The following is a 20,719-nucleotide window of genomic DNA, read 5'->3' as shown; positions in this document are numbered from 1 at the left end:
GGCTGCGGCGCGGAACACCGGGGAGAACGTGAGAAATGTCCCGGCAGCTCGCCGCCGCCTCGAAGATAGTGGCGCTGTTTTTATCCGCACAATCGCTCGATGGGGTGGCATGGAAAATAGTTTCCGTGGAAAGGGTTTAGATCTTTCGGTGTTGGGCAAAGTGTGCCGGGGCGATTCTCGACGGCAGGTGCGGTCAGCCGCCGAGCAGCGCCGCGCCGTCGGTCAGCGTGTCCGTCAGCCGCTCCCAGGCGGCGTCGTCCCGCTCCCGCGCCGGGTACTCCGCGCCCCGGGCCGTGCCCCAACGGCGCGCCACCGCCGCCGGATCCTCGCCCAGCAGCAGCCCGGCAGCCTGGGCCGCCGCTCCGAGCGCGGCCAGTTCGCCCGCCTCGGGCACCACCACCGGGCGGCCCGACAGCCGCCGCACGGTCTCCCGCCAGGCGCGGCCCCGGGCCCCGCCGCCGATCAGCAGCAGCGGGGTACCGGGCGCGGTCTCCGGCCCCGACACCTGGTCCAGCGCGCGCAGCAGCGCGAACACCGCGCCGTCGTAGGCGGATTGGAGCAGCTGGCCGGCCGTGGTGTCGTGGCGCAGGCCGTGCAGCAGGCCGGTGGCGCGCGGGAGGTTCGGCGTCCGCTCGCCGTCCAGGAAGGGCAGCAGCACGGCGTCGCCGCCCGGCTCGACGGCCTCCCGGTCGCGGCCGAGCAGTGCCGCCACCCGGTCAACGGCGAGCGTGCAGTTGAGCGTGCAGGCCAGCGGCAGCCAGTCGCCGCGGGCGTCGGCGAAGCCGGCGACGGTGCCGGTGGGGTCGGCGGGCCGGCGGGTGGTCACCGCGTAGACCGTGCCGGAGGTGCCCAGGCTCAGCACCGGCTGACCGGGACGCAGACCCAGGCCGAGGGCCGCCGCCATGTTGTCGCCCGTCCCGGCGGCCACCAACGCGCCGTGCGGCAGGGGGAGTTCGTCGGTCCGCACGGTGCCCGCCGCCTCGCCGGGGAGCGCGACCCGCGGCAGCATCGAAGGGGTCAGTCCGACCCGGTCCAGGACCTCCGGGTCGTACGCCTCCGTGGACCCCGCCCACCAGCCGGTGCCCGAGGCGTCGCCGCGGTCGGTGACCGCCTGGCCCGTCAGCCGCTGGACGAGGTAGTCGTGCGGCAGCCGGACGGCGGCGGTGGCGGCCGCTGCGGCCGGCTCGTGGGCGCACAGCCAGGCCCACTTGGCGACCGTGAACGCCGGGCCGGGCACGCTTCCGGTCCGCTCGGCCCACGCCTCGGGGCCGCCGCCCTCCGCGATCAGCCGCGCGCTCTCCCGGGCGGGCCGGACGTCGTTCCACAGCAGCGCCGGGCGGACCGGCTCCCCGGCCGCGTCCAGGGTGACCAGCCCGTGCTGCTGACCGGCGACGGAGATCGCGGACGCCTGTCGCGCGGCGGGTCCGCACTGGGCCAGCGCCTCGCCCAGCGCCCGCCACCACTGCCGGGGGTCGCTCTCCTTGCCGGGGCCGCCGCCGACCGTGTGCGGTGCCTGGCCCCGGGCCAGCACCTCGCCGGTCTCCGCGTCCACGACCAGCGTCTTGGTGGACTGCGTGGAGCTGTCCACCCCGACGACCAGCGGTCCGGCCGACTGTGCGCCCATCGAGCACTCTCCCTCGGCGGCCGGTGGTCCAGGCCCTGCCCCGGGGCTCCCGGCCGCTCTGGACCCCGGTGCGCAGCCGCATCGTAATCCGCGTGCCGCGGGTCGCGGGTGGCCTGTGGACGACACGCGCGGGCCGTCGCCGGCCGGTGCGGATCAGCCGCCGAACAGCTCGCGCAGGAAGCGGATCTCCGCGGTCCGCTGGGCGCCCCCGCCACTCTCGTGCGCGTTGAACCGCCACACCTCCAGGCGCTTGTCGCCCGCGTAGTGGTGGTGGGCGGCGAACCCGGTGGACGGCGGGACGATCTCGTCGCGCAGCGCGGTGCCGAAGAGCGCCGGGGCGGTGGCGCGGGCCGCGAAGTTCAGGCCGTCGAAGTGGTCGAGGGTGTGCAGCGCGGTGTCGATGTCGTCGCGCCGGCCGGCGAAGTGGCGGGCCAGTTCGCCGTACGGCCCCTGGTCGGTGACGTCCAGGGCGCGCCGGATGTGGGTCAGGAACGGCGCGTCGATCAGTGCGCCCGCCAGCCCCGGGACGAGCCCGGTCATGGCCAGCGCGAGGGCGCCGCCCTGGCTGTGGCCGGCGACCACGATCCGCTCGGCGTCCACCGCGGGGTGCCCGCGGGCCGTGTCCACCGCCCGTACGGCGTCGGTGAACAGCCGCCGGTAGTAGTAGGTGTCGGGGTCGAGCAGGCCCTGGGTCAGCTTGCCCGGTACGCCCGGGTGCGTGGCGCCCACCGGGTCGGGGGTGTCGCCGGGCCGGTTGGGGCCGCTCTGGCCGCGGGAGTCCATGACCAGCGTGGCGTAGCCGGCGGCCGGCCACAGCAGCCAGTCGTGCGGCAGCAGCCGGCCGCCGCCGTAGCCGAGGTACTGCACCACGCACGGCAGCGGTCCGGTGGCCGTCCGCGGGCGCAGGAACCAGCCGCGGATCCGGTGCCCGCCGAAACCGGCGAACTCCACGTCGTCGGTGTGCAACTGGGTCAGGCCGGTGTCGGCCGCGGTGAACCGGGGGGCGAGGTCATGGGCCCGGGCCTCGTCCACCGTGCGTCGCCAGAACGCGTCGAAGCCGGGCGGCTCGGGCAGGGGAGGGCGGTAGCGGCGCAGTTCGTCCAGGGGAAGGTCGGTGAACATGGAGCACCTCCGGGCAGTGAGGCGTACACGTCGGGCACGTTAGGGTCTGTCCGGGCGATCAGGATCGGGAGTGTCCGTCCCGGGCCGTGGTTCGTCAACGGCGCCCACGGGGTGGATGTTTCACCCCGGAACGGTCCAGATCGGTCACCGCGTCCTTGTCTCCACACCAAAGAAGCGATCACTTCCGCCATGAGCTTTCCCCCGCCCCCGCCGTCCAACCAGCCGCCGCACCAGCCGCCCCAGGGTGACCCGGGTGGTTTCGGTCCGCCCGGAGGCGGCTACGGGGCGGGCGGGCAGCAGCCGGGGCCGGGCGGCTACGGTCCGGGCGGCTACGGGCCGGGCGGCTACGGGCCGTCGGCCCCGCCGGCCGGCCCGTACGGCGCGCCCGCCGGTGGCTACGGGCCGCCCGGCCCCGGTGGCTGGCAGCAGCCGCCCGCGCCGCCCTCGGGCGGCGGCAACGGCACCACCATCGCGCTGATCATCGGCGCCGGCGTGCTCGTCGTGGCGCTCGTCATCGGCGGCGTCATATGGGCCAACAGCGATGGCGGCGGCGGCAATCAGGCCAGGCCGGGCCCCAGCACCCCGGCGAGCGCCGGCCCGTCGGCCTCCGACTCCGCCTCCCCGACCCCGTCCGACTCGGCGACCCCCAGCGGCCCGGAGACCTCCGCGTCCGCGCCCACCGGCCGTACCGCCCCCTTCTACACCCTCAAGACCGGCGACTGCTTCGACATCCCGCCGGGCGGGAACGGCGGCAACAACCTGTCGGCCCCCTGCACCGGGCCGCACGACGCCGAGGTCGTCTTCGTGTACACCCTCCCCGCCGGTCTGACCTCCGAGAGCGAGATCAAGGACAAGGCGTCCTCGTTGTGCTCGATCCAGCTCCCGGACAAGGCGTCCAAGCAGCCCGCCGGGACGGCCGAGGGCACCTATGTGCAGTTCCCCAACACCAAGGGCTACAAGCTGGGCATCAAGTCCGTGGTGTGCAGCCTGACCGGCAACCGCAGCAACACCAAGAAGCTCACCAAGCCGTTGGTCTGAGCCGGTCCGGAGCACCGGGCGGCGGGGACGGGCGGCGGCGTCAGGTCCGGCGCTCGGTGGTCGGCCCCGTGCCCTCCGTCCAGTCTGCCGCGTCCGTGCCGTCCACCTCGGCCGCCGCCGGGTCCAGGACGCCCGAGAGGAACGCCCGGGTCCGCTCGTGCCGGGGAGCGCCCACCACCTGCCCCGGGGTGCCCTCCTCGACGACCAGCCCGCCGTCCATGAAGACCACCCGGTCGGCGACCTCCCGGGCGAATCCCATCTCGTGCGTGACGACCAGCATCGTCATCCCGTCCCGGGCCAGCGCCCGCATCACCGCCAGCACATCGCCGACGAGCTCCGGGTCGAGGGCCGAGGTCGGCTCGTCGAAGAGCATCAGCTCCGGGTCCATCGCCAGCGCCCGGGCGATGGCCACCCGCTGCTGCTGGCCGCCCGACAACTGCGCCGGGTAGGCGGCCTCCTTGTCGCCCAGGCCGACCCGCGCCAGCTGGTCGCGGGCGATCCGCGCGGCCGTCGGCCGGTCGCGGCGCAGCACCCGGCGCTGGGCGATGGTCAGATTCTCCAGCGCGGTCAGGTGCGGGAAGAGGTTGAAGGACTGGAACACCATTCCGATCCGGCGCCGCACCCGGTCGATGTCCACCTCCGGGTCGGTGACCTCGGTGCCGGCGACGGTGATCCGGCCGGCGGTCGGCTCCTCCAGCAGGTTCACACAGCGCAGCAGCGTCGACTTCCCGGAACCGGACGGTCCGATGACGCACACCACCTCGCCCCGCGCGACCGAGAAGTCGATCCCGCGCAGCACCTCCAGTGCGCCGAACGCCTTGCGCAGCCCGCGCACCTCGATGGCGTTCTCGCCGTTGCCGTCCCCGCCGCCGGTCATCCCGCCCCCTGCCCGCCGTGGCGCCGCTTCTTCCGTTCCCGCCCGTACACTCGCGCCGTCACCGGGCCTTCGCCGTGCGGGCCTCCAACCGCCGGACCAACTGGCCCAGCGGCAGGGTGATCACCAGGTACAGCAGCCCCGCGACCAGCACCGGGGTGAGGCTCTTGTGCTCGTTCAGCGCATCCCGCCCGAAGTTGGCCAGCTCGAACTGGGAGAGCGACAGGCCCAGCAGGTACACCAGCGAGGAGTCCTTCGTCAGCAGGATCAGCTCGTTGGTCAGCGGTGGCAGCACGATCCGGAACGCCTGCGGCACGACGATCGAGACCATCGCCCGGCCCTGCGACATGCCCAGCGAACGCGCCGCCTCCGCCTGCCCCTTGGGCACGGCCCGGATACCGGCCCGGATCGTCTCCGCCATATAGGCCGCGCCCACCAGCCCCAGTGACAGCATCACCGTGACGCCCTGGTCGAGGGCGACCTGGAAGGCCAGCGGCACCCCGAAGCCGAGCGCGATGAACACCAGCAGGGCGGGGATCCCGCGGAAGAACTCGATGTAGGTCACCGCCAGCCAGCGGTACGGCGGCACCGAGGAGAGCCGCATCAGGGCGAGGACCAGCCCGAGCGCGAGCCCGAAGCCGAAACCGAGCAGGGTGTAGCGCACGGTGTTGACCAGCGCGGTGGTGACGATGTCGGGGAACAGCGCCTTGGCGACGGAGACGTCGAAGAACGCCGATCCCAGCCGGCGCCAGTCGGCGGCCAGGGCGAGGGCCGCCACCGCGGCGACCAGCACGCCGTACTGCGCGCCGCGGACCAGCCGCGCCCGGCGGCGCCTGGACGGGGGCCGGGGCATCAGCCGAACCACTTCCGGTGGATCCGGTCGTAGCTCCCGTCCTTCTTCGCCCGCGCGAGGACCTCGTTGATGCGTTTCCGCAGCGCGTCGTTGCCCTTCCGCACGCCGAAGCCGTAGTGCTCGCCGGTGTCGAACTCCGCCGCCACGTGGGTGTCCGGGTTGTGCTTCGCGTAGTCGAGGAGCACGCCGTTGTCGTTGATCCCGGCATCGACCTGCCCGGATCCGACCGCGGTCAGCAGCAGGCCGACGTCCTCGAACTCGACCAGTTCGACGCCTTTTCCGTGTGCCTTGGCGTAGAGCGCGCCGGTGGTGGCCTTCTGGTAGCCGAGCTTCCTGCCCTTCAGATCCTCGATCTTCTTCACCGAGGTTCCGCGCTTCACCAGGAGCGCCTGGGTGGCGTTGAAATACGGGTCGGAGAAGTCCATGACCTTCGCGCGGGCGGGGGTGATGGTCATGCCCGCGGCGGCGAGGTCGCAGGTGCGGATGGCGAAGTCCTGGCCGGTCTCGATGCCTTCGAAGGGGGTGTTGACGATCTGCTGGGTGACGTGCAGGTTCTTGGCCACCAGGTCCACCAGGTCCACGTCGAACCCGACGACCTTGCCGTCGCGCTTGACCTGGAAGGGGGCGTAGGGGAGGTGGGTGCAGGTCAGGAGCGCTCCGGGGCGGACCAGTTCCGGGCCCCGGCCCTGCTGTCCGACGGGCGCGGTGCTGGTGCATCCCGCCAGGAGGGCGGTGGCCGCGGCGGCGGCCAGAACGGGCAACGCGGAGCGAGCGGTCACAGGTCCTCCAAGAGTGCCGTGACGGTCAACCGGGCCGGAGGTGCGGCGAGTTGGCCTGCATCCTGCCATCGGCCGGGACTTCTGTCGCCGGTGCGTCCGTTGCGGCTGGGTAACGCCCCTGGCCTGTCAGGACGGCGATCGCTCAGCGCAGCGCCCTAGCCGGGGGCGCTGACGGCCCGCCGCCCGTTTTCCCGCGGCCCGGTCAGCGGCCCAGTGCCGCCGCCAGTTCGGCGATGGCATCCGGGCCCACCCGGCAGCAACCGCCGATCAGCCGGGCGCCGTCCCCGACCCACCCGGTCACCCGGTCCGCGTGGAAGGTCGGGCTGCCGCGCCAGCCCCGGGCCGTGGCGTCCCAGCTCTCCCCGCTGTTGGGATAGACCACCACCGGCTTGCCGGTGACCCGGGCCGCGAGCGCCACCGCCCGGTCGGCGTCGTCCGGCGCGCAGCAGTTCACCCCGACCGCGATCACCTCGTCCGCGTCCGCCGCGCAGGCGAACGCCTCGGCCAGCGGCTGCCCGGCGCGGGTGCGGTCGCCGGCGATGCTGTACGACAGGTAGGCCGGGACGCCGAGGCCGCGGACCGCGCGCAGCAGCGCCCGCGCCTCGTCCGCGTCCGGCACCGTCTCCAGGGCGAGCACGTCGGGCCGGGCAGCGGCCAGGACCTCCAGGCGCGGCCGGTGGAAGCGCACCAGGTCGTCCACGGACAGCCCGTACCGGCCGCGGTATTCGGAGCCGTCCGCGAGCATCGCGCCGTACGGGCCCGCCGACGCGGCGACGTAGAGCGGCCCGGCGACCCCGGCGGCGTGCGCCCGCGCCGCCGCCTCGCGGGCCAGTTCGACGCTGCGGCGCAGCAGCCCGGCGGCTTCCTCCGGGCCGGTGCCGCGCCGGGCGAACCCCTCGAACGTGGCCTGGTAGCTGGAGGTGATGGCCACCTGGGCGCCCGCCTCGTAGTAGGCCAGGTGGGCCCGCACCACGGCTTCCGGTTCCTCGGCGAGCAGCCGGGCCGACCACAGGGCGTCGCTCAGGTCGTGGCCGTCCGCTTCCAGTTGGTTGGACAGCCCGCCATCGAGGACGACCGGTCCGGCGGCGAGCGCCTCGGTGAACGGCGACTGGGGCGACGGGCCGGCCATGGGGAACCCTCTTCCGTGCGGCTGTTACTCGGGCCGGACCGCCTGGATGTCCAGCTCGATCCGGATCGTAGCGCCGATCGCGGCGATGCCCCTGGCCAGCATCTTGCGCCAGTCCAGGGTGAAGTCCTCGCGGTGCAGCTCGGTGACGGCCTGGCACGCGGTGCGGGTCTCGCCCATGATGCCGGTGCCGATGCCGAGGTAGCGGGTGTCCAACTGGACGGTGCGGCTGACGCCGTGCAGATGGAGCACGCCCTGCACCGCCCACCGGCTGCCGCCCTTGTGGACGAACCGGTCGCCGGTGAACTGGAGGTGGGGGAAGCGGGCCACGTCCAGGAACTCCGCCGACCGCAGGTGGTCGTCGCGCATCCGCACGCCGGTGTCGATGCTCGCCGCGTCGATGGTCACCTCGACCCGGGAGTCCTGCATCCGCTCGCCGATCCACAGCCCGCCCTCGAAGCGGTTGAACCGGCCGTGGATCTCGGCGAGTCCGATGTGCCGGGCGGTGAACCGGATGGCGCTGTGGTCGGGGTCGAGCCGCCACTGGCCGGCTTCGGGCAGCGGCAGTGCCGGCGCCAGTTCCAGCGTGATCGGGCGGGGCGCGGTCCGCTCGCCCGCCGTCACCTGGGCCTCGCAGCGGACCGGTCGGAAGCCGTCGGAGGTCACCAGGAGCCGGTAGCCGCCGGGCGGCAGGGTGACGGTCAGCCGGCCGTTGGGATCCGTCCGGCCGGCCATCGCTTCCCGGCCGCTCGCGTCCCGCACCGAGATCTCCGCCCCGGCCATCGGCAGTCCGACGGGATCGTCGACGCACAGGTCCAGCGCGCCCGCCCCGCGGGGGAGGGCGGGCTGGGGGCTGTGCGGCGTACGGTCGCGCAGGCGGCGGAGGAAGGCGAGCGGCATGGCAGGACGGGCCTAACGGTCGGATCGGTCGACGGGTGGACATACGCGAGCGCAGGCTGCCGAATGCCGGCGTACGGGGATGCAAGCGGGCAGAGTCGCGGAATGAATCGCACGAAATGGGTGCGGATTCGGTTCCATCCTGTCATTGGTGTCGACTCGAATTGACCATCAGGTGTCAAGGGCTGACCAAAGGTGATGTTTCTCGCACCGTGGTGCGATTCCCCTCCGTGTGCCCGTCCGGTAGGTCGGCCGCGAGGGCGGCCAGCGCCGCCGCCGGATCGTCCGCGGCCGGACCGGCCGGCGCCCACCGACCGCCCTCCTTGCGGAACGGCCACCAGTGGCCGTCGCGCCCGTAGCGGAGCTGGGTGCCGCCGCCCACGACGGTCCAGCGATTCCCGGTGGCCCGTAGCCGCGGCCGGGACGCCTCGTCCTCCCAGGCGGCCGCCAGCCGGTCCCGCAACCGGGACAGCGCCTCGGGCGCCGGCGTCCACTCCTCTTCCAGGACCGCCAGCCCGGCCGGACCGCCCAACCGCCAGGCCCGTACGGCCAGATCCAGGCCCCGCGCGTCGCGCCCCGAACCGTCCGCCAGGCGTGCCGTGACGGCCGCGCCGGGCCCGGTCGCCGCCAGCCGCACCGCGTCCTGGGCGGGCGTCAAAGCGGGCGCCGGCGGGTGGTCGGCGTGCCCGGGCGACAGCGCCTCCGACAGCAGCAGCCGGGCGCGCGCCGCCGCGTCCCCGATCAGGAACTCCAGCGCGTCCGGCGCCACTCCGGGGGCCGGCGCGGCGCCACCGCCGAGCGCCGGCGCCGGACCGGGGACCGTGACCGGGGAGGGGAGCGGCGGCAGCGGCGGGAGGACGTCCCGCGCCGCGTACGCCTCGACGGCGGGGACGCCGACCGCCTCCCCGCCAGCGGGACCGGCCGGTCCGGTCGCCGCCCCGCCCCGGGAGGCGCTGCGCCGCTGGAGCTCGTCCAGGAGCTCCTCCTCGCCCCGCCCGCGCAACAGCAGCAGCACGCACGGATCCTGGTCCAGCAGCCGCGCCACCTGGTAGCACAGCGCCGCCGAATGCGCGCAGTGGTCCCACGCCTCGCAGCCGCACTCCGGCTCCAGGTCGCCGATTCCCGGCAGGAGTTCGACCCCGGCCGCCGCCGCGTCCTCCACCAGGGCCGGCGGCATGTCGCGGTCCAGTAGTGCCGCGAGGTGTCCGGACCGGTCCGCGACGACGTCCAGCAGCCGGTCCCAGTCCGCCGGGGACAGCTGCTGGAGCAGCACGTCGGAGCGGTACCGGGTGTGGTCGCGGTCCTCGATGACGGCGGTGATCCGGCCCGGCCGCACGGAGACCGCGCCGACCGCCCCGGCGCGCGCGTGCCGTCGGCCCAGCTTCAGCTGCGCGCCGTCCAACGCGGTGTCCTCCAGGGCCTTGAGCCATGCCTGTCCCCACCAGGTCCGCGCGAAGCCCTGGCCGCGCGCCACCGGCAGCGCCGCGAACGTCCGCTCCGGCCCCGCCCCGTCGGCCCCGCTCCCGTACGCCCCGTCCTCACCCTTCATGTCCTCGTACACCGGCCCGTCCTTCCCCCTGTGTTCCTCGTATGCGTCCGTCATCACTCGCTCCCGCGCAGGGCGACCAGGTCCGCCAGCTCGGCATCGGTGAGTTCGGTCAGCGCCGCCTCGCCGGAACCCAGGACCGCGTCCGCCAACTGCTGTTTACGGGAGAGCAGCGCGGCGATCCGGTCCTCGACCGTGCCCTCGGCGACCATCCGGTGGACCTGCACCGGCTGGGTCTGCCCGATCCGATACGCCCGGTCGGTGGCCTGCGCCTCGACCGCCGGGTTCCACCAGCGGTCGAAGTGCACGACGTGCGACGCCCGGGTGAGGTTCAGGCCCGTCCCCGCCGCCTTCAAGGACAGCAGGAACACCGGCACCGCCCCGTCCTGGAAGCGCCGCACCAGCTCCTCCCGTCGGGCCACCGGTGTTCCGCCGTGCAGTAGTTGGGCCGGCACCCCGCGCGCCGCCAGGTGTTCCGCCAGCAGCCGCGCCATCTGGACGTACTGCGTGAACACCAGGACGCTCGCGCCCTCGGCGAGCAGGGTGTCCAGCAGTTCGTCGAGCAGCTCGGCCTTCCCCGACCGCCCGGCGAACCGCGCGGTTCCGGCGTCCGGTCCGCCCGGCGGCTCCTTGAGGTAGTGCCCGGGGTGGTTGCAGATCTGCTTGAGCGCGGTCAGCAACTTCACCACCAGGCCGCGGCGCGCGAGGCCGGCCGACCCGGCGATCTCGCCGAGCCCCTCGCGCACCACCGCCTCGTACAGCCCGACCTGTTCCGCGGTGAGCGCCACCGCCCGGTCGGTCTCCGTCTTGGGCGGCAGCTCCGGCGCGATCCCCGGGTCGGACTTGCGCCGGCGCAGCAGGAAGGGCCGCACCAGCCGGGCCAGCCGCTCGGCCGCCGCGGCGGCCTCCGGGGAACCGGCCGCGCCGCCCTCGATGGCCTGCGCGTGCCGCCTGCGGAACCGGGCCAGCGGCCCCAGCAACCCCGGCGTCGTCCAGTCCAGGATCGCCCACAGCTCCGACAGGTTGTTCTCCACCGGCGTGCCGGTCAGCGCCACCCGGGCCGTGGCGGGGAGGGCGCGCAGCGCCCGGGCGGTGGCCGAGAAGGGATTCTTGACGTGCTGCGCCTCGTCGGCGACGACCAGCCCCCAGGCGACCTCCGCCAGTCTGGCGGTGTCCCGTCGCATCGTCCCGTAGGTGGTGAGGACGAACTCCCCGTCGGCCAGGTCCGCCAGGCTGCGCCGCCCGGCATGGAAACGGCGCACCGGCGTCCCCGGCGCGAACTTCTCGATCTCCCGCTGCCAGTTGCCCATGAGGGAGGTGGGGCAGACGACGAGCGTGGGTCCGGCCGACTCCGGATCGGCCTGCCGGTGCAGGTGCAGGGCGATCAACGTGATGGTCTTGCCCAGGCCCATGTCGTCGGCCAGGCAGCCGCCGAGGCCGAGCGAGGCCATGCGGTGCAGCCAACCCAGGCCGCGCACCTGGTAGTCGCGCAGGGTCGCGGCGAGCCCAGGGGGCTGGCCGATCGCCGGGTCCTCGGCGCGTTCCGGGTCGGCCAGCCGGTCGCGCAACCGGGCGAGCCAGCCGGACGCCTGGACCTCCACCCGGCGCCCGTCCTCGTCCTCCGTGCTGCCGGTGAGCGCGGCACCCAGGGCGTCCAACGGGGTGACCGTGTGGTCCTTGCGGTCCCGGGCGGCGCGCACCGCCTCCGGGTCCACCAGGACCCACCGGCCGCGCAGCCGTACCAGGGGGCGGCGCGCCTCGGCGAGCCGGTCCAGCTCCGTCCGGTCGATCTCCTGGTCACCGATGGCGAACCGCCAGCTGAAGGAGAGCAGTGCGTCGGCGGAGACCAGTGACGGCACCCCGCCGGCCCCGGGCCCGTGCGCGGCGGCGTCCGGCCCGTCGGGCGGCCCCACCACGGCCCGCGTGGTCAGCGTCCGGGCGAACTTCTCCGGCCAGTGGACCCGGACCCCGGCGGCGGCCAGCGCACCGGACGCCGGGCCCAGCAACTCGGCGACCTCCTCGTCCGCCAGCTCCAGCGCGTCCGGCACCGCAGCGGACAGCAGTGGGGTCAACGCCGCCCAGGCGGCGGCCGCCCGGCGCAGCGTCAGCAGGGTCTCCGCCCGCGCCTGCGGGCCGAACGCCCGCCCCGCCGGTGCCGTGCCGGTCCACACCTCGGCGGCGTCGGCGACGACCGTGGGATCGTCCGCGCTGTGGACCTGCACGACGGCGGCGAACGTGACGTCAGGATCGGCGCCGGGTGCCCGGTCCGCGTCGGGTCCGGCCGGATGCTGCGGGCCCGTTGGGCGCCCGCGATCCGGCTCCGCCGCATCCGGGCGCCGCGGTTCCGTGTCCGGCGCCTCCGTGAGGGCCGGGCCCGCCCCGTGCACCTCCACGCGCAGCGAGATCCGCACCCCCGCGTCGTGCCCGGCGGCGACCTCCGCGGCCCACGCGCGCTGTTCCGGGATGTGCTGCGGGGCGGGCGCGGCGAAGGCCGGTCCGCCGGCGGCCAGTTCGGCCGCGGGGGTACGGGGCAGCCCGTCGGCGACCGCGTCCAGGAAGGCGCGCACCTGGCGCTCGGGTTCCGGCAGCCGCACCGGGGCGGTCCCCGGGAGCGGGGCGGCGTGGGCGTACGGGGGCATGGCGGCGGCCAGGTCGCGCAGCTGCGCCACGTCCTCCGGGTCGAGCGGGCCGGCCCGCCAGGCGTCGTGGTCGGTGGGGCTGAGACCGGGCAGCAGCCGGCCGCGGGCCGCGAGCCGGAGCGCCAGCAGGGCGGCGGTGCCCCAGAAGGCCGCCGCCGGGTGGGTGTGCCGGCCGCCGCGTATCCGGGTGAGGACGGGGAGCGCCGCGGCCACCGGCAGCACCAGGGCCGGCACGGCGCACATGGTGATGCCGCCGTCTCCACCGCTGCCGTTCTCCGCGCCGCCGTCCTCCGGCCCGTTGGGCAGGGCGACGGTCAGCTGCTCCCGTGCCGGCCGGTCCGCGCCGGCCCCACCGGGCGCGGTGTCGGCGGAGGCGTCCAGGACGGGTTCGCCGTCCGGGCGCCAGAAGGCGATGCGTCCCAGCCGGGGCGGATCGGACGGCAGAAAGACTGCCGCGCAGGGGGAGAGAGCGGGGAGCAGGGCGGGTGTGACCGAGGGGAGGGAAGCCACCGGGGCGGTACTCCTCAAATTTGACTACTGGAGCGTGGAGCGCCCGAGGGTACAGCACGATCCGCCCGTCGAGGGAACCTCCGGCGGCGAATCGGCGTTCAATGGAATACGACAGAGCGCGGCACCCGCCGCGGAAAGGGCGTGAAGGATGTCCACACAGGCGAAGGTCGCGATCGGCGGCGTCGCGGTGGGAGTGATCCTGCTGTGGCTGCTGCCGTTCTGGGCGGCCGTCTTGGTCATGGTCGGGATCCCGGCCGTCGCGTATCTGACGCTCGACCCCTCCCAGCGGCGCCGGCTGCGCCGAGTCGGCCACAAGCAGCTCGGCCGCTGAGCCGGCGGTTCCGGCCGGCGCGCCCCCGAGGGCGGCCCGGCCGGCCGCGGCCGTCAGAGGGGGCGGGCCGCCAGGCCGTCCAACGAGGCCAGCAGCCCGGGCAGTTCCGGTCCCCGCCCCACCGGGTGCACCTGCCCCGGCTCGTCGTCCAGCAGGACGAAGGCGATGTCGTCGGTGCGCGCCACCATGCTCCACCCGGGCCCGTCGACCCGCAGCGTACGGGCCTCGCCGGCGGCGAACGACGACCGCACCCGACCCGGCGGCGGGGGATCGACGAGATAGCCGCGGGCCTCCGCCAGCACCCGTCGCACGCCCCGGTGCCGCTCCTCGCCGGGCTCCGCGAAGGAGACCTCCTCGTCCTCCACCTGCGCCCGCCAGGACGCCCACTGCAGCGCTATCTCGTCCGCGCCCAGCCGCCGCTGGGCGGGCCCCCAGTCGCCGGCGTCCGGCGGCGCCAGCGGCGCGCGGTCGCCCTCCTGCGGCTCGGGGTCGTGCGGCTGCGGTATCCCGGGGGTGGCGACCGCCAGGGCCAGCGGCCACCCCGGAAGCGCCACGACGATGCTCTCCTCGCCCGGCGACAGGTCGTACTCCATGCCGCAATCCCACGCCGCGATCGCGCAGGCCACCAACGACACGTCCTCGGTGGCCACGGTCCAGCGCGCCCCCGTGCCGTCCTGGCCGAGGACCAGGCCGTAGCCCTCCGCGTACGGTTCGAGGCCGAGTCCCGCGCACACCTCGGGGTAGTCGTCGCCGAGCACGCTGGGGAACTGCGCGGGCGTCAGCAGCACCGCCGTCAGCACGAACAACTGGTCGTCCTCGGCGCTCTCGGTCGTCGGCACGCCGCGCCTCCCTTCCATAGCCGGTCCGCACTTCGCCGCGCACCCTAATTGGCCGGGCCCGGCCTTGTCACCAGCCGTACGCTGCGACGATGCGATCCTGTGACGTGGGCCGCGGGATCGCCGGGGCCACGGCCCGTCAGGGCAGCGGCAGCCCGAGGAGCTCATAGGCGACCTCCTGCGGCGACCGCCCGCGCTCCCGGGCCAGCGCCAGCACGGCCCGGCAGGCGAGTTCGTTGATGCCGAAGGCCAGCGCCTCGGGCGACACCCACTCCGCCGCCTGGGCACCCCGTTCCTCGTCGCCCTCGGCGCCCGCCGCCACATAGCAGGCCGCCGCCTCGAAGATGTTGTGCGGACGCCCCGCCGGCCGGCCGCCGCGGTGGAACACCGCCGGACGTCTGCCGCCGGCCCGTCTGCCGAGGTGGAGCACCCCGGCCATGTCGCGTATGAATCCGGTCATCCCGACCCCCGGCCCCTCGCCCTACACCGTCGTAGAAGTGTGCCCGCAGCCCATACTGTGGGAACTTCGGCCGAGGAAGGGATGGACAATAGGTGCGGCGCTACGACTGGTTGAGGGAGATCCGACGGCTCGATCCGGAGCGCGACTTCCTGCGGATCCACCGCATCACCTACGCCCATGAGTTCCCCTGGGACATCACCAGGGCGCTGGAACTGGCGCTCTACCGCACCTACGCGGTGCCGAGCATCGGGCGGCTGCTCGCCGAGACCGCCGAGCTGACGGAGCGCGCGCAGAAGCGCTACGACGACACGGCCCTCCTCCTGGACACCGTTCTGGAACACGGCTTCGACAGCGGCGACGGCCGGACCGCGATCCGCCGGATCAACCAGATGCACCACAGCTACGACATCTCCGACGAGGACATGCGTTACGTCCTGTGCACCTTCGTGGTGGTGCCGATCCGTTGGATCGACCAGTACGGCTGGCGGCGGCTGAGCGAACACGAGAAGCGCGCGATGGCCGCGTACTACGGCACCCTCGGCCGCCACATGGGGATCCGTGACATCCCGCAGACCTACCAGGAGTTCGAGGTCTTCCTGGACGCCTACGAGGAGGCGCACTTCGGCTGGGACCCCGGTGCCCGTCGGGTGGCCGACGCGTCCTTGGACCTGATGGCGGGCTGGTACGGCCCGCTCGCCCCGGTGGTGCGCAGCGCGAGCATGGCCCTCCTGGACGACACGCTGCTGGACGCCTTCCGCTTCGACCGGCCCCGGCCCGCGGTGCGGACGGCGGTGCGCACCGCCCTGAAGCTGCGGGCCAGGGCCGTGCGAGTGCTGCCGCCGCGCCGCGCCCCGCACTACGGCCGTCAGAACCCGGAGATCAAGGGCTACCCCGACGGCTACCGGGTCGCCGAGCTGGGGACCTTCCCGTCGTCCTGGCGGCTGGGCAGCTGCCCCGTCCACCCGGTGGGCGACGACGCACGCGTCCAGGAGGACCCGGCGGCGTCGTAGCTCGTGTCCGCCCCCGGTCCGTCGGACCGGCCCGCGGTGTGCGGTCCGTCAGGGTGCCTCACCCGTGGCGGACCGCCAGCGCCAGATAGCGGGCGTCCTCGTCGACGTACCGGACGAGGTCCCAGCCGCTGCCGGCCAGGAGGGGACGCAGGTTGGGTTCGGCCCTGAGGTCGCCGGGGGTGAGCGGGTGTCCCTTGCGCGCCGCGAGGGCCGCCCGCCCGACGGGGTGGAAGAGTGCGAGCCGGCCACCGGGGCGCACCACCCTGGCCAGTTCGGTCAGCCCGGCCGCGGAGTCGGACAGATGGGAGACCAACCCGGCGGCGAACACGGCGTCCAGCGCGGCCGACGGGAGCGGAAGCCGGGTCACGTCGGCGAGCAGCAGGCCCGCGCAGGCGCCGCGTCCGGCCCGCACGGCGGCCGTCAGCATCTCCGGGGTGAGGTCGGCGCCCAGCACCGCCCCGCGCGCTCCCACGGCCGCTCTGAGGGCCGGCAGGGCGCGTCCGGTGCCGCAGCCGGCGTCCAGCACCCGTTGACCCTCCCGCAGGCCCAGTGCGGCGACGCCGGCGGCGTAGGCGGGGCCGTCGTCGGGGAACTTGGCGTCCCAACCGGCGGCGCGGGCACCGAAGAACGCGCGGACGTCGTGCGGGCGCGTGGTGGGCAGGCTGGTCATCGGTCTCCTTCGGGAGCGGTGGGGCGGTGGGCCAGTGGCGCGGTGACGGCATAGAGGATGCCCGCGACGAACAGGGCGGCCACCACCCCGAGGTTCATCGCGCCCAGTGTGCCGTGCGCGGCGCGGTCGGTGAGCAGGAACCCCACGGCCCGGGCGATGTGGGGATCGGCGGAGGTGATCAGGCCGAGCCCGACGACGGTGGCGACGGCCAGCGAGAGGACCGCCGGCCACCCTATGGCCGGCGCCGCGGACGGCCCGGAACTGCAGCGGCGGTCGCGCCACCGCTGGACCAGGAAGACGGACGTCCACGCCGCCATCGCCACCCCGACCACGGACAGGAACGCCTGGAACGTGGCGAAGAAACTGGGCGAGACGAACAGCACGTACCAGCCGCCGACGGTCATCAACGCCCCGTCCACCAGCACCGCGAGATGCCGCCTGACGGGCACTCCGAGGGCCAGCAGCGACATCCCCGAGCTGTAGATGTCCATGATCGCCCCGGACGCGAACCCCCCGATGGCGGTCAGCAGATACGGCACCAGGAACCAGGTCGGCAGCGCGGCCGCGAGCGCGCCCACGGGATCGGCGGCGGCCGCCGCGGCGAGCTTCGGATCGCCGGCGTTCAGCAGCACCCCGAAGACCAGCAGCGCCACCGGGGCCAGCACCCCGCCCAGCGTCGTCCAGCCGGTGATCGCCCGGGCGCTGCTGCCACGGGGCAGGTAACGGCCGTAATCCGCCCCGCAGTTGACCCACCCCAGCCCCAGGAGGGTCATCGCGAAGACCACGCCCCCGATGGCCGTGCCGAGCCCGCCCGGACGCCCCGCAAGGAGGGCCGAGGGGTGGATCCGGTCGGCCATCAGCACCAGGTAGGCCGCGGTCATCACGGTGATGGCGGCGGTCAGGTACTTCTGCACCTTCATGATCAGCGCGTGTCCGTAGATGCCCACGACCACCACCGAGACGGCGGTCACGGCGAAGCACAGCGCCTGGGCCCCGGTGGTCGGCGTGCGCCCGTCAGCCCGGGCGAAGACCGCCGGCGAGACGCGCGCCAGGATGGCGGCGCCGCCCAGGGAGGAGAGCGCTACCAGGACGGTCTCCCAGCCGACGTTGGAGACGTAACTGAACACGGTGGGGAGCTTGTTGCCCTGCCGGCCGAAAGCGGCCCGTCCGATGGCCATGGTGGGCGCGCCGGTCCGCGCCCCGGCCACCGACACCAGGCCCACCAGGAGGAACGACAGCACGTAGCCCAGCGTCCCGGTGACCACCGCCTGCCAGGCATTGAGGCCGAGCCCCGTCACGTAGATCCCGTAGGCGATGGAGAGCAGGGACAGCCCGGAGGCGGCCCACGGCCAGAACAGGGAGCGGGGCGTGCCGTGCCGTTCGGCGTCCGGCACCGGGTTGATGCCGTTGCGTTCCACGGCCGCTGCCGAGGTGTTGGCCCCGGCGGACACGGTGCGTCGTCCGGGTGACTGCGGTGCCCGCTGCTGCGTCATGCGCACATGATCCCCCAAGGCCGGTGCTCCCGGGGAACGCGTGTGCGGCGACGGGAACGACGGCACGGCATGGCCGGAAACCACATCATGACCCGATGTCCGGGCGGCTTTCCCGAATTCGAGAAAATCCCGATCAGCGGGCGGTACGGTCCTCGCCATGGATTTCCGGACGGCACCCGGTGTCGCCCCGGTCCCATCGCTGTGCCCTGGATCCGCACACCCGCGCCTGGCGGGACCCGCACCTTGAAGGAGACGGCCGATGAACGCCGTACAAGGGACCCCGGAGGACGTAGTTCCTCGTCCTGCCCCCGGATTGGCCCTGAAGATCTTAGTCGCGGGCGGTTTCGGGGCGGGCAAGACGACCCTGGTGGGCGCGGTCAGCGAGATCCGTCCGCTGCGCACCGAGGAGCGCCTCAGCGAGGTGGGCCAGGCGTTCGACGACACCGGGGGAGTGGCGGCCAAGACCACCACCACGGTGGCGATGGACTTCGGCCGCATCACCATCAGGTCGGGGCTCGCCCTGTACCTCTTCGGCACGCCGGGACAGGACCGCTTCTGGTTCCTGTGGGACGACCTGTCGGAGGGCGCGCTGGGAGCCGTGGTGCTGGCCGACACCCGGCGGCTGCCGGACTGCTTCCCGGCCGTCGACTACTTCGAGCGCCGCGGCCTGCCGTTCGTGGTGGCCGTCAACTGCTTCCCCGGTGCCGGGTCCTACGGGGCCGACGAGGTCTCCCGCGCCCTGGACCTGAACCGCGGCACACCCGTCGTGCTCTGCGACGCCCGGGATCGCGACTCGGGCAAGGAGGTGCTGGTCCGGCTGGTCGAGCACGCCGGACGGATGCACTCCGCCCGGCAGTTGGACTCGGTGGGCTGACCGGCCCGGGGCGCGGAAGGGCGAACCGTCCGCGCCCCCTGCCCCTCAGTCCGCGACCTCGGTGAGCGCGACCACCTTGTCGATCCGGACCCGCACCAGCAGTTCACCCGGGACGCCATTGCGGGCGCCGTACGCCTCCGCCCGCTCCTCGCCCATGTAGCGGGCCGCGATCCGGGTCGCCCAGTGCCGGACGTCCGACAGCTCCTCGCTGAGCTCCGCCGTCCCCTGCACCACCACGAACGCGAACGGCGGCCGATCGTCGTCGACGCACAGCGCCACCCTGCCGTCACGGGCGAGGTTGCGACCCTTGACCGTCTCCTTGCCGGTGTTGAACACCAGCTCCTCGCCGTCCACGAGGAACCACACCGGTGCGATGTGCGGAGCGCCGTCGGCCCGCACGGTCGACAATTTTCCGGTCCGGGTGCCCTCGGAAAGGAACGCCCGCCACTCATCCTTCGTCATTGTGTGTGCCATGCCGCCATCCTCGCCGCCGACAGAACGCGGAAGGCACGGGGCACGCCGGGTGCGGAGCCGCTTGCCGACAGGGCGGAGGTGGGACAGGCTGGCACGGCGGCCCGCCGACGGGCCGCGAACTGCCGTCCGGCCACACCTGCGGACGGGGATACGGGGAGGAACGGGCATGGCACTGAGCAGCGGACTCGATTGGCTGCTGGACGACCTGACCAAACGGGTGGAGCAGGTACGGCACGCGCTGGTGCTGTCCAACGACGGGTTGGTGACCGGCGCGAGCCAGGGGCTGGAGCAGGAGGACGCCGAGCACCTGGCGGCGGTCGCCTCCGGACTGCACAGCCTGGCGAAGGGATCGGCGCTCCACTTCGGGGTCGGGCGGGTGCGCCAGACCATGGTCGAGTTCGACGACGGGGTGTTGTTCGTGACGGCCGCGGGGGACGGCAGCTGCCTGTGCGTGCTGGCCGGCGCCGACTCCGACATGGGTCAGATCGCCTACGAGATGACGCTGTTGGTCAACCGCGTCGGGGAGCACCTGGGCGTTGCGGTGCGCCGACCGGAGAGTTATCCACAGGTCTGAATCGAGCGTTGACGCGCTGTCACCGCCCGCGGCTATGGTCGTAACCGTCAGTGATCGACGATCGAGTCGCAGGGGGAAGCACCATGACGGTGACAGTGATGTGCGACGGGCGGCAGACGCTCTCGATGGCGCGGGCCGCCCAGGAACTGGAGCTGCGGACCGGCGAGTTCGAACTCGCCACGCAGCTCGGAGAGGTACGGACGGTACCGGCCGTGCCCGACCGCCGGCCGGGAAGCGCCGGGCCGCCCGCCCGGCACCGGGTGCCGGCGGCGGAGGTCGCCCGGCTCCGGGCCGAGCCGGGATTCCCCGAGACGCTCCGCGCACGCCTGCGCGCGGTCACCACCAATGAGGCCGCGGCGCTGATGGGCATCGGCCCCGGCCGGGCCCTGCGGCTCACCCGGGCCGGATGTGTGGGCCCTGTCCGCTTCTATGTGAACCGCTTCGGCGCGGTGGTCTGGCTCTATCTCGCCTCGGAGATCACCGAGTTCGCCGACCGCGAGCCGGAGTTGCTGCAGGGCAACACCCCGGTCGCGATGCGCGTGATGCTCACCAGCGGACAGGACTGGCGGGCCCGCCAGTGGCGCAGTCGCCGGGTCGCCCAGCTGATGGGGCGGACCGACGATCCGTGGCAGTCGGCCGCGGTGATCGCCGCGGTGCTGCCGCCGGAAGAGCTCGCCTCGGTGGCCGAGGATCCGCTGGAGCGCGCCCTGCTGCGTCGGCTGCGGCCCGTCCTCGCCTCCATGATCACGGCGACCCCGGCGGCCCGGGAATCCTTCGAACGGGTCCTGACGGCCGAGGAGTTCGACGAGGTCCTGTGGTACCGGGTCAATCTCTCCCGGGCTCTGGAGACAGCCCGCCGCGAGGATCCCGGCCGGGTCCGTCCATCGGCCACCGTCCGAGCCGGCCGGCCGCCGACCCGGGGGACGGGCCCGGGGAACGGCCCGACCTGGGGGCCGGACCCCAGAAGCCTCTCCGTGCGGGCGTAGCAC

Annotated in this window: 20 protein-coding genes; 6 read left to right on the top strand and 14 right to left on the bottom strand. The window is 74.1% G+C overall.

Annotated features, from left to right (window positions below; genetic code table 11):
- Positions 1 to 193 precede the first annotated feature (193 nt).
- Both xylB and MOV08_RS08070 read right to left on the bottom strand, forming a co-directional pair.
- Positions 194 to 1,624, bottom strand: coding sequence for a xylulokinase (gene xylB / locus MOV08_RS08075; protein ID WP_039630613.1), 1,431 nt, complete (start codon positions 1,622 to 1,624; stop codon positions 194 to 196).
- A gap of 153 nt (positions 1,625 to 1,777) precedes the next feature.
- On the bottom strand, positions 1,778 to 2,746 hold the full coding sequence (locus MOV08_RS08070; RefSeq protein ID WP_275306853.1) for an acetylxylan esterase: 969 nt from the start codon (positions 2,744 to 2,746) through the stop codon (positions 1,778 to 1,780).
- Positions 2,747 to 2,935: 189 nt separating this feature from the next.
- On the opposite strand from MOV08_RS08070, the gene MOV08_RS08065 reads away from it, so the two are divergent.
- Complete coding sequence (locus MOV08_RS08065) at positions 2,936 to 3,784, top strand: hypothetical protein (RefSeq protein ID WP_275306852.1); 849 nt, start codon at positions 2,936 to 2,938, stop codon at positions 3,782 to 3,784.
- A gap of 40 nt (positions 3,785 to 3,824) precedes the next feature.
- On the opposite strand, the gene MOV08_RS08060 is transcribed toward MOV08_RS08065, so the two are convergent.
- The 7 genes from MOV08_RS08060 to MOV08_RS08030 form a co-directional block, all read right to left on the bottom strand.
- Positions 3,825 to 4,661 (bottom strand): amino acid ABC transporter ATP-binding protein, encoded by an 837-nt coding sequence (locus tag MOV08_RS08060; RefSeq protein ID WP_275306851.1) that lies wholly within the window; start codon positions 4,659 to 4,661, stop codon positions 3,825 to 3,827.
- Between the two features lie 58 nt (positions 4,662 to 4,719).
- Positions 4,720 to 5,511 (bottom strand): amino acid ABC transporter permease, encoded by a 792-nt coding sequence (locus MOV08_RS08055; RefSeq protein WP_039630606.1) that lies wholly within the window; start codon positions 5,509 to 5,511, stop codon positions 4,720 to 4,722.
- The gene (locus MOV08_RS08050; RefSeq protein WP_039630604.1) at positions 5,511 to 6,290 is read right to left on the bottom strand and encodes a basic amino acid ABC transporter substrate-binding protein; all 780 of its coding nucleotides are present in this window, start codon (positions 6,288 to 6,290) and stop codon (positions 5,511 to 5,513) included. The genes MOV08_RS08055 and MOV08_RS08050 overlap by 1 nt, the downstream gene beginning before the upstream one ends.
- Positions 6,291 to 6,492: 202 nt before the next feature.
- Positions 6,493 to 7,419 carry a homocysteine S-methyltransferase gene (gene mmuM / locus MOV08_RS08045; protein WP_275306850.1) on the bottom strand — a complete coding sequence of 309 codons (927 nt, stop codon included), beginning with the start codon at positions 7,417 to 7,419 and terminating at the stop codon, positions 6,493 to 6,495.
- Positions 7,420 to 7,443: 24 nt separating this feature from the next.
- On the bottom strand, positions 7,444 to 8,316 hold the full coding sequence (locus tag MOV08_RS08040; RefSeq protein ID WP_039630602.1) for a YceI family protein: 873 nt from the start codon (positions 8,314 to 8,316) through the stop codon (positions 7,444 to 7,446).
- Between the two features lie 175 nt (positions 8,317 to 8,491).
- Positions 8,492 to 9,916 (bottom strand): SWF or SNF family helicase, encoded by a 1,425-nt coding sequence (locus MOV08_RS08035; protein WP_420834143.1) that lies wholly within the window; start codon positions 9,914 to 9,916, stop codon positions 8,492 to 8,494.
- Positions 9,916 to 13,008 carry a DEAD/DEAH box helicase gene (locus MOV08_RS08030; RefSeq protein ID WP_275306849.1) on the bottom strand — a complete coding sequence of 1,031 codons (3,093 nt, stop codon included), beginning with the start codon at positions 13,006 to 13,008 and terminating at the stop codon, positions 9,916 to 9,918. The genes MOV08_RS08035 and MOV08_RS08030 overlap by 1 nt, the downstream gene beginning before the upstream one ends.
- 148 nt (positions 13,009 to 13,156) lie before the next feature.
- On the opposite strand from MOV08_RS08030, the gene MOV08_RS08025 reads away from it, so the two are divergent.
- Complete coding sequence (locus MOV08_RS08025) at positions 13,157 to 13,339, top strand: hypothetical protein (protein ID WP_039630600.1); 183 nt, start codon at positions 13,157 to 13,159, stop codon at positions 13,337 to 13,339.
- A 53-nt stretch (positions 13,340 to 13,392) separates the two neighbouring features.
- Here the strand turns inward: MOV08_RS08025 and MOV08_RS08020 are convergent, their stop codons facing one another.
- Positions 13,393 to 14,178, bottom strand: a complete 786-nt coding sequence (locus tag MOV08_RS08020; RefSeq protein WP_275306848.1) for a hypothetical protein — start codon at positions 14,176 to 14,178, stop codon at positions 13,393 to 13,395.
- Positions 14,179 to 14,314: 136 nt separating this feature from the next.
- Entirely contained in the window at positions 14,315 to 14,635 is a 321-nt protein-coding gene (locus tag MOV08_RS08015; RefSeq protein WP_275306847.1) for a hypothetical protein, read from the bottom strand.
- Positions 14,636 to 14,727: 92 nt separating this feature from the next.
- Between MOV08_RS08015 and MOV08_RS08010 the strand changes: the two genes are divergently transcribed.
- Positions 14,728 to 15,645 (top strand): oxygenase MpaB family protein, encoded by a 918-nt coding sequence (locus MOV08_RS08010; protein WP_275306846.1) that lies wholly within the window; start codon positions 14,728 to 14,730, stop codon positions 15,643 to 15,645.
- A gap of 58 nt (positions 15,646 to 15,703) precedes the next feature.
- Here the strand turns inward: MOV08_RS08010 and MOV08_RS08005 are convergent, their stop codons facing one another.
- Both MOV08_RS08005 and MOV08_RS08000 read right to left on the bottom strand, forming a co-directional pair.
- A complete protein-coding gene (locus MOV08_RS08005; protein ID WP_275306845.1) occupies positions 15,704 to 16,315 on the bottom strand; it encodes a class I SAM-dependent methyltransferase in 612 nt (203 codons plus the stop codon).
- Positions 16,312 to 17,808: a purine-cytosine permease family protein gene (locus MOV08_RS08000; RefSeq protein ID WP_275306844.1), complete on the bottom strand. Its 1,497-nt coding sequence runs from the start codon at positions 17,806 to 17,808 to the stop codon at positions 16,312 to 16,314. The genes MOV08_RS08005 and MOV08_RS08000 overlap by 4 nt, the downstream gene beginning before the upstream one ends.
- A 259-nt stretch (positions 17,809 to 18,067) precedes the next feature.
- Between MOV08_RS08000 and MOV08_RS07995 the strand changes: the two genes are divergently transcribed.
- Entirely contained in the window at positions 18,068 to 18,682 is a 615-nt protein-coding gene (locus MOV08_RS07995) for a GTP-binding protein (RefSeq protein ID WP_039630592.1), read from the top strand.
- Between the two features lie 45 nt (positions 18,683 to 18,727).
- Here MOV08_RS07995 and MOV08_RS07990 read toward each other — a convergent pair whose 3' ends face one another.
- Positions 18,728 to 19,156 (bottom strand): PPOX class F420-dependent oxidoreductase, encoded by a 429-nt coding sequence (locus tag MOV08_RS07990; protein WP_039630590.1) that lies wholly within the window; start codon positions 19,154 to 19,156, stop codon positions 18,728 to 18,730.
- 166 nt (positions 19,157 to 19,322) lie between these two features.
- Here MOV08_RS07990 and MOV08_RS07985 point away from each other — a divergent pair, with 166 nt between their 5' ends.
- Both MOV08_RS07985 and MOV08_RS07980 read left to right on the top strand, forming a co-directional pair.
- Positions 19,323 to 19,730 (top strand): roadblock/LC7 domain-containing protein, encoded by a 408-nt coding sequence (locus MOV08_RS07985; protein ID WP_039630588.1) that lies wholly within the window; start codon positions 19,323 to 19,325, stop codon positions 19,728 to 19,730.
- Positions 19,731 to 19,813: 83 nt separating this feature from the next.
- A complete protein-coding gene (locus MOV08_RS07980; protein ID WP_239009980.1) occupies positions 19,814 to 20,716 on the top strand; it encodes a DUF6397 family protein in 903 nt (300 codons plus the stop codon).
- Positions 20,717 to 20,719 lie beyond the last annotated feature (3 nt).

It is taken from the genome of Streptomyces yunnanensis (assembly GCF_029011865.1).
In the GTDB taxonomy this organism is placed as follows: domain Bacteria; phylum Actinomycetota; class Actinomycetes; order Streptomycetales; family Streptomycetaceae; genus Streptomyces; species Streptomyces yunnanensis.
Note: the sequence above shows the minus strand (reverse complement) of the source record. Positions and strands in the feature narration are given on the sequence as shown.

Coding starts and splice junctions, on each gene's coding strand:
- xylB (WP_039630613.1), bottom strand. CDS start 1,624: ATGGGCGCACAGTCGGCCGGACCGCTGGTCGTCGGGGTGGACAGCTCC.
- MOV08_RS08070 (WP_275306853.1), bottom strand. CDS start 2,746: ATGTTCACCGACCTTCCCCTGGACGAACTGCGCCGCTACCGCCCTCCC.
- MOV08_RS08065 (WP_275306852.1), top strand. CDS start 2,936: ATGAGCTTTCCCCCGCCCCCGCCGTCCAACCAGCCGCCGCACCAGCCG.
- MOV08_RS08060 (WP_275306851.1), bottom strand. CDS start 4,661: ATGACCGGCGGCGGGGACGGCAACGGCGAGAACGCCATCGAGGTGCGC.
- MOV08_RS08055 (WP_039630606.1), bottom strand. CDS start 5,511: ATGCCCCGGCCCCCGTCCAGGCGCCGCCGGGCGCGGCTGGTCCGCGGC.
- mmuM (WP_275306850.1), bottom strand. CDS start 7,419: ATGGCCGGCCCGTCGCCCCAGTCGCCGTTCACCGAGGCGCTCGCCGCC.
- MOV08_RS08040 (WP_039630602.1), bottom strand. CDS start 8,316: ATGCCGCTCGCCTTCCTCCGCCGCCTGCGCGACCGTACGCCGCACAGC.
- MOV08_RS08035 (WP_420834143.1), bottom strand. CDS start 9,916: ATGACGGACGCATACGAGGAACACAGGGGGAAGGACGGGCCGGTGTAC.
- MOV08_RS08025 (WP_039630600.1), top strand. CDS start 13,157: ATGTCCACACAGGCGAAGGTCGCGATCGGCGGCGTCGCGGTGGGAGTG.
- MOV08_RS08015 (WP_275306847.1), bottom strand. CDS start 14,635: ATGACCGGATTCATACGCGACATGGCCGGGGTGCTCCACCTCGGCAGA.
- MOV08_RS08005 (WP_275306845.1), bottom strand. CDS start 16,315: ATGACCAGCCTGCCCACCACGCGCCCGCACGACGTCCGCGCGTTCTTC.
- MOV08_RS08000 (WP_275306844.1), bottom strand. CDS start 17,808: ATGACGCAGCAGCGGGCACCGCAGTCACCCGGACGACGCACCGTGTCC.
- MOV08_RS07995 (WP_039630592.1), top strand. CDS start 18,068: ATGAACGCCGTACAAGGGACCCCGGAGGACGTAGTTCCTCGTCCTGCC.
- MOV08_RS07990 (WP_039630590.1), bottom strand. CDS start 19,156: ATGGCACACACAATGACGAAGGATGAGTGGCGGGCGTTCCTTTCCGAG.
- MOV08_RS07985 (WP_039630588.1), top strand. CDS start 19,323: ATGGCACTGAGCAGCGGACTCGATTGGCTGCTGGACGACCTGACCAAA.
- MOV08_RS07980 (WP_239009980.1), top strand. CDS start 19,814: ATGACGGTGACAGTGATGTGCGACGGGCGGCAGACGCTCTCGATGGCG.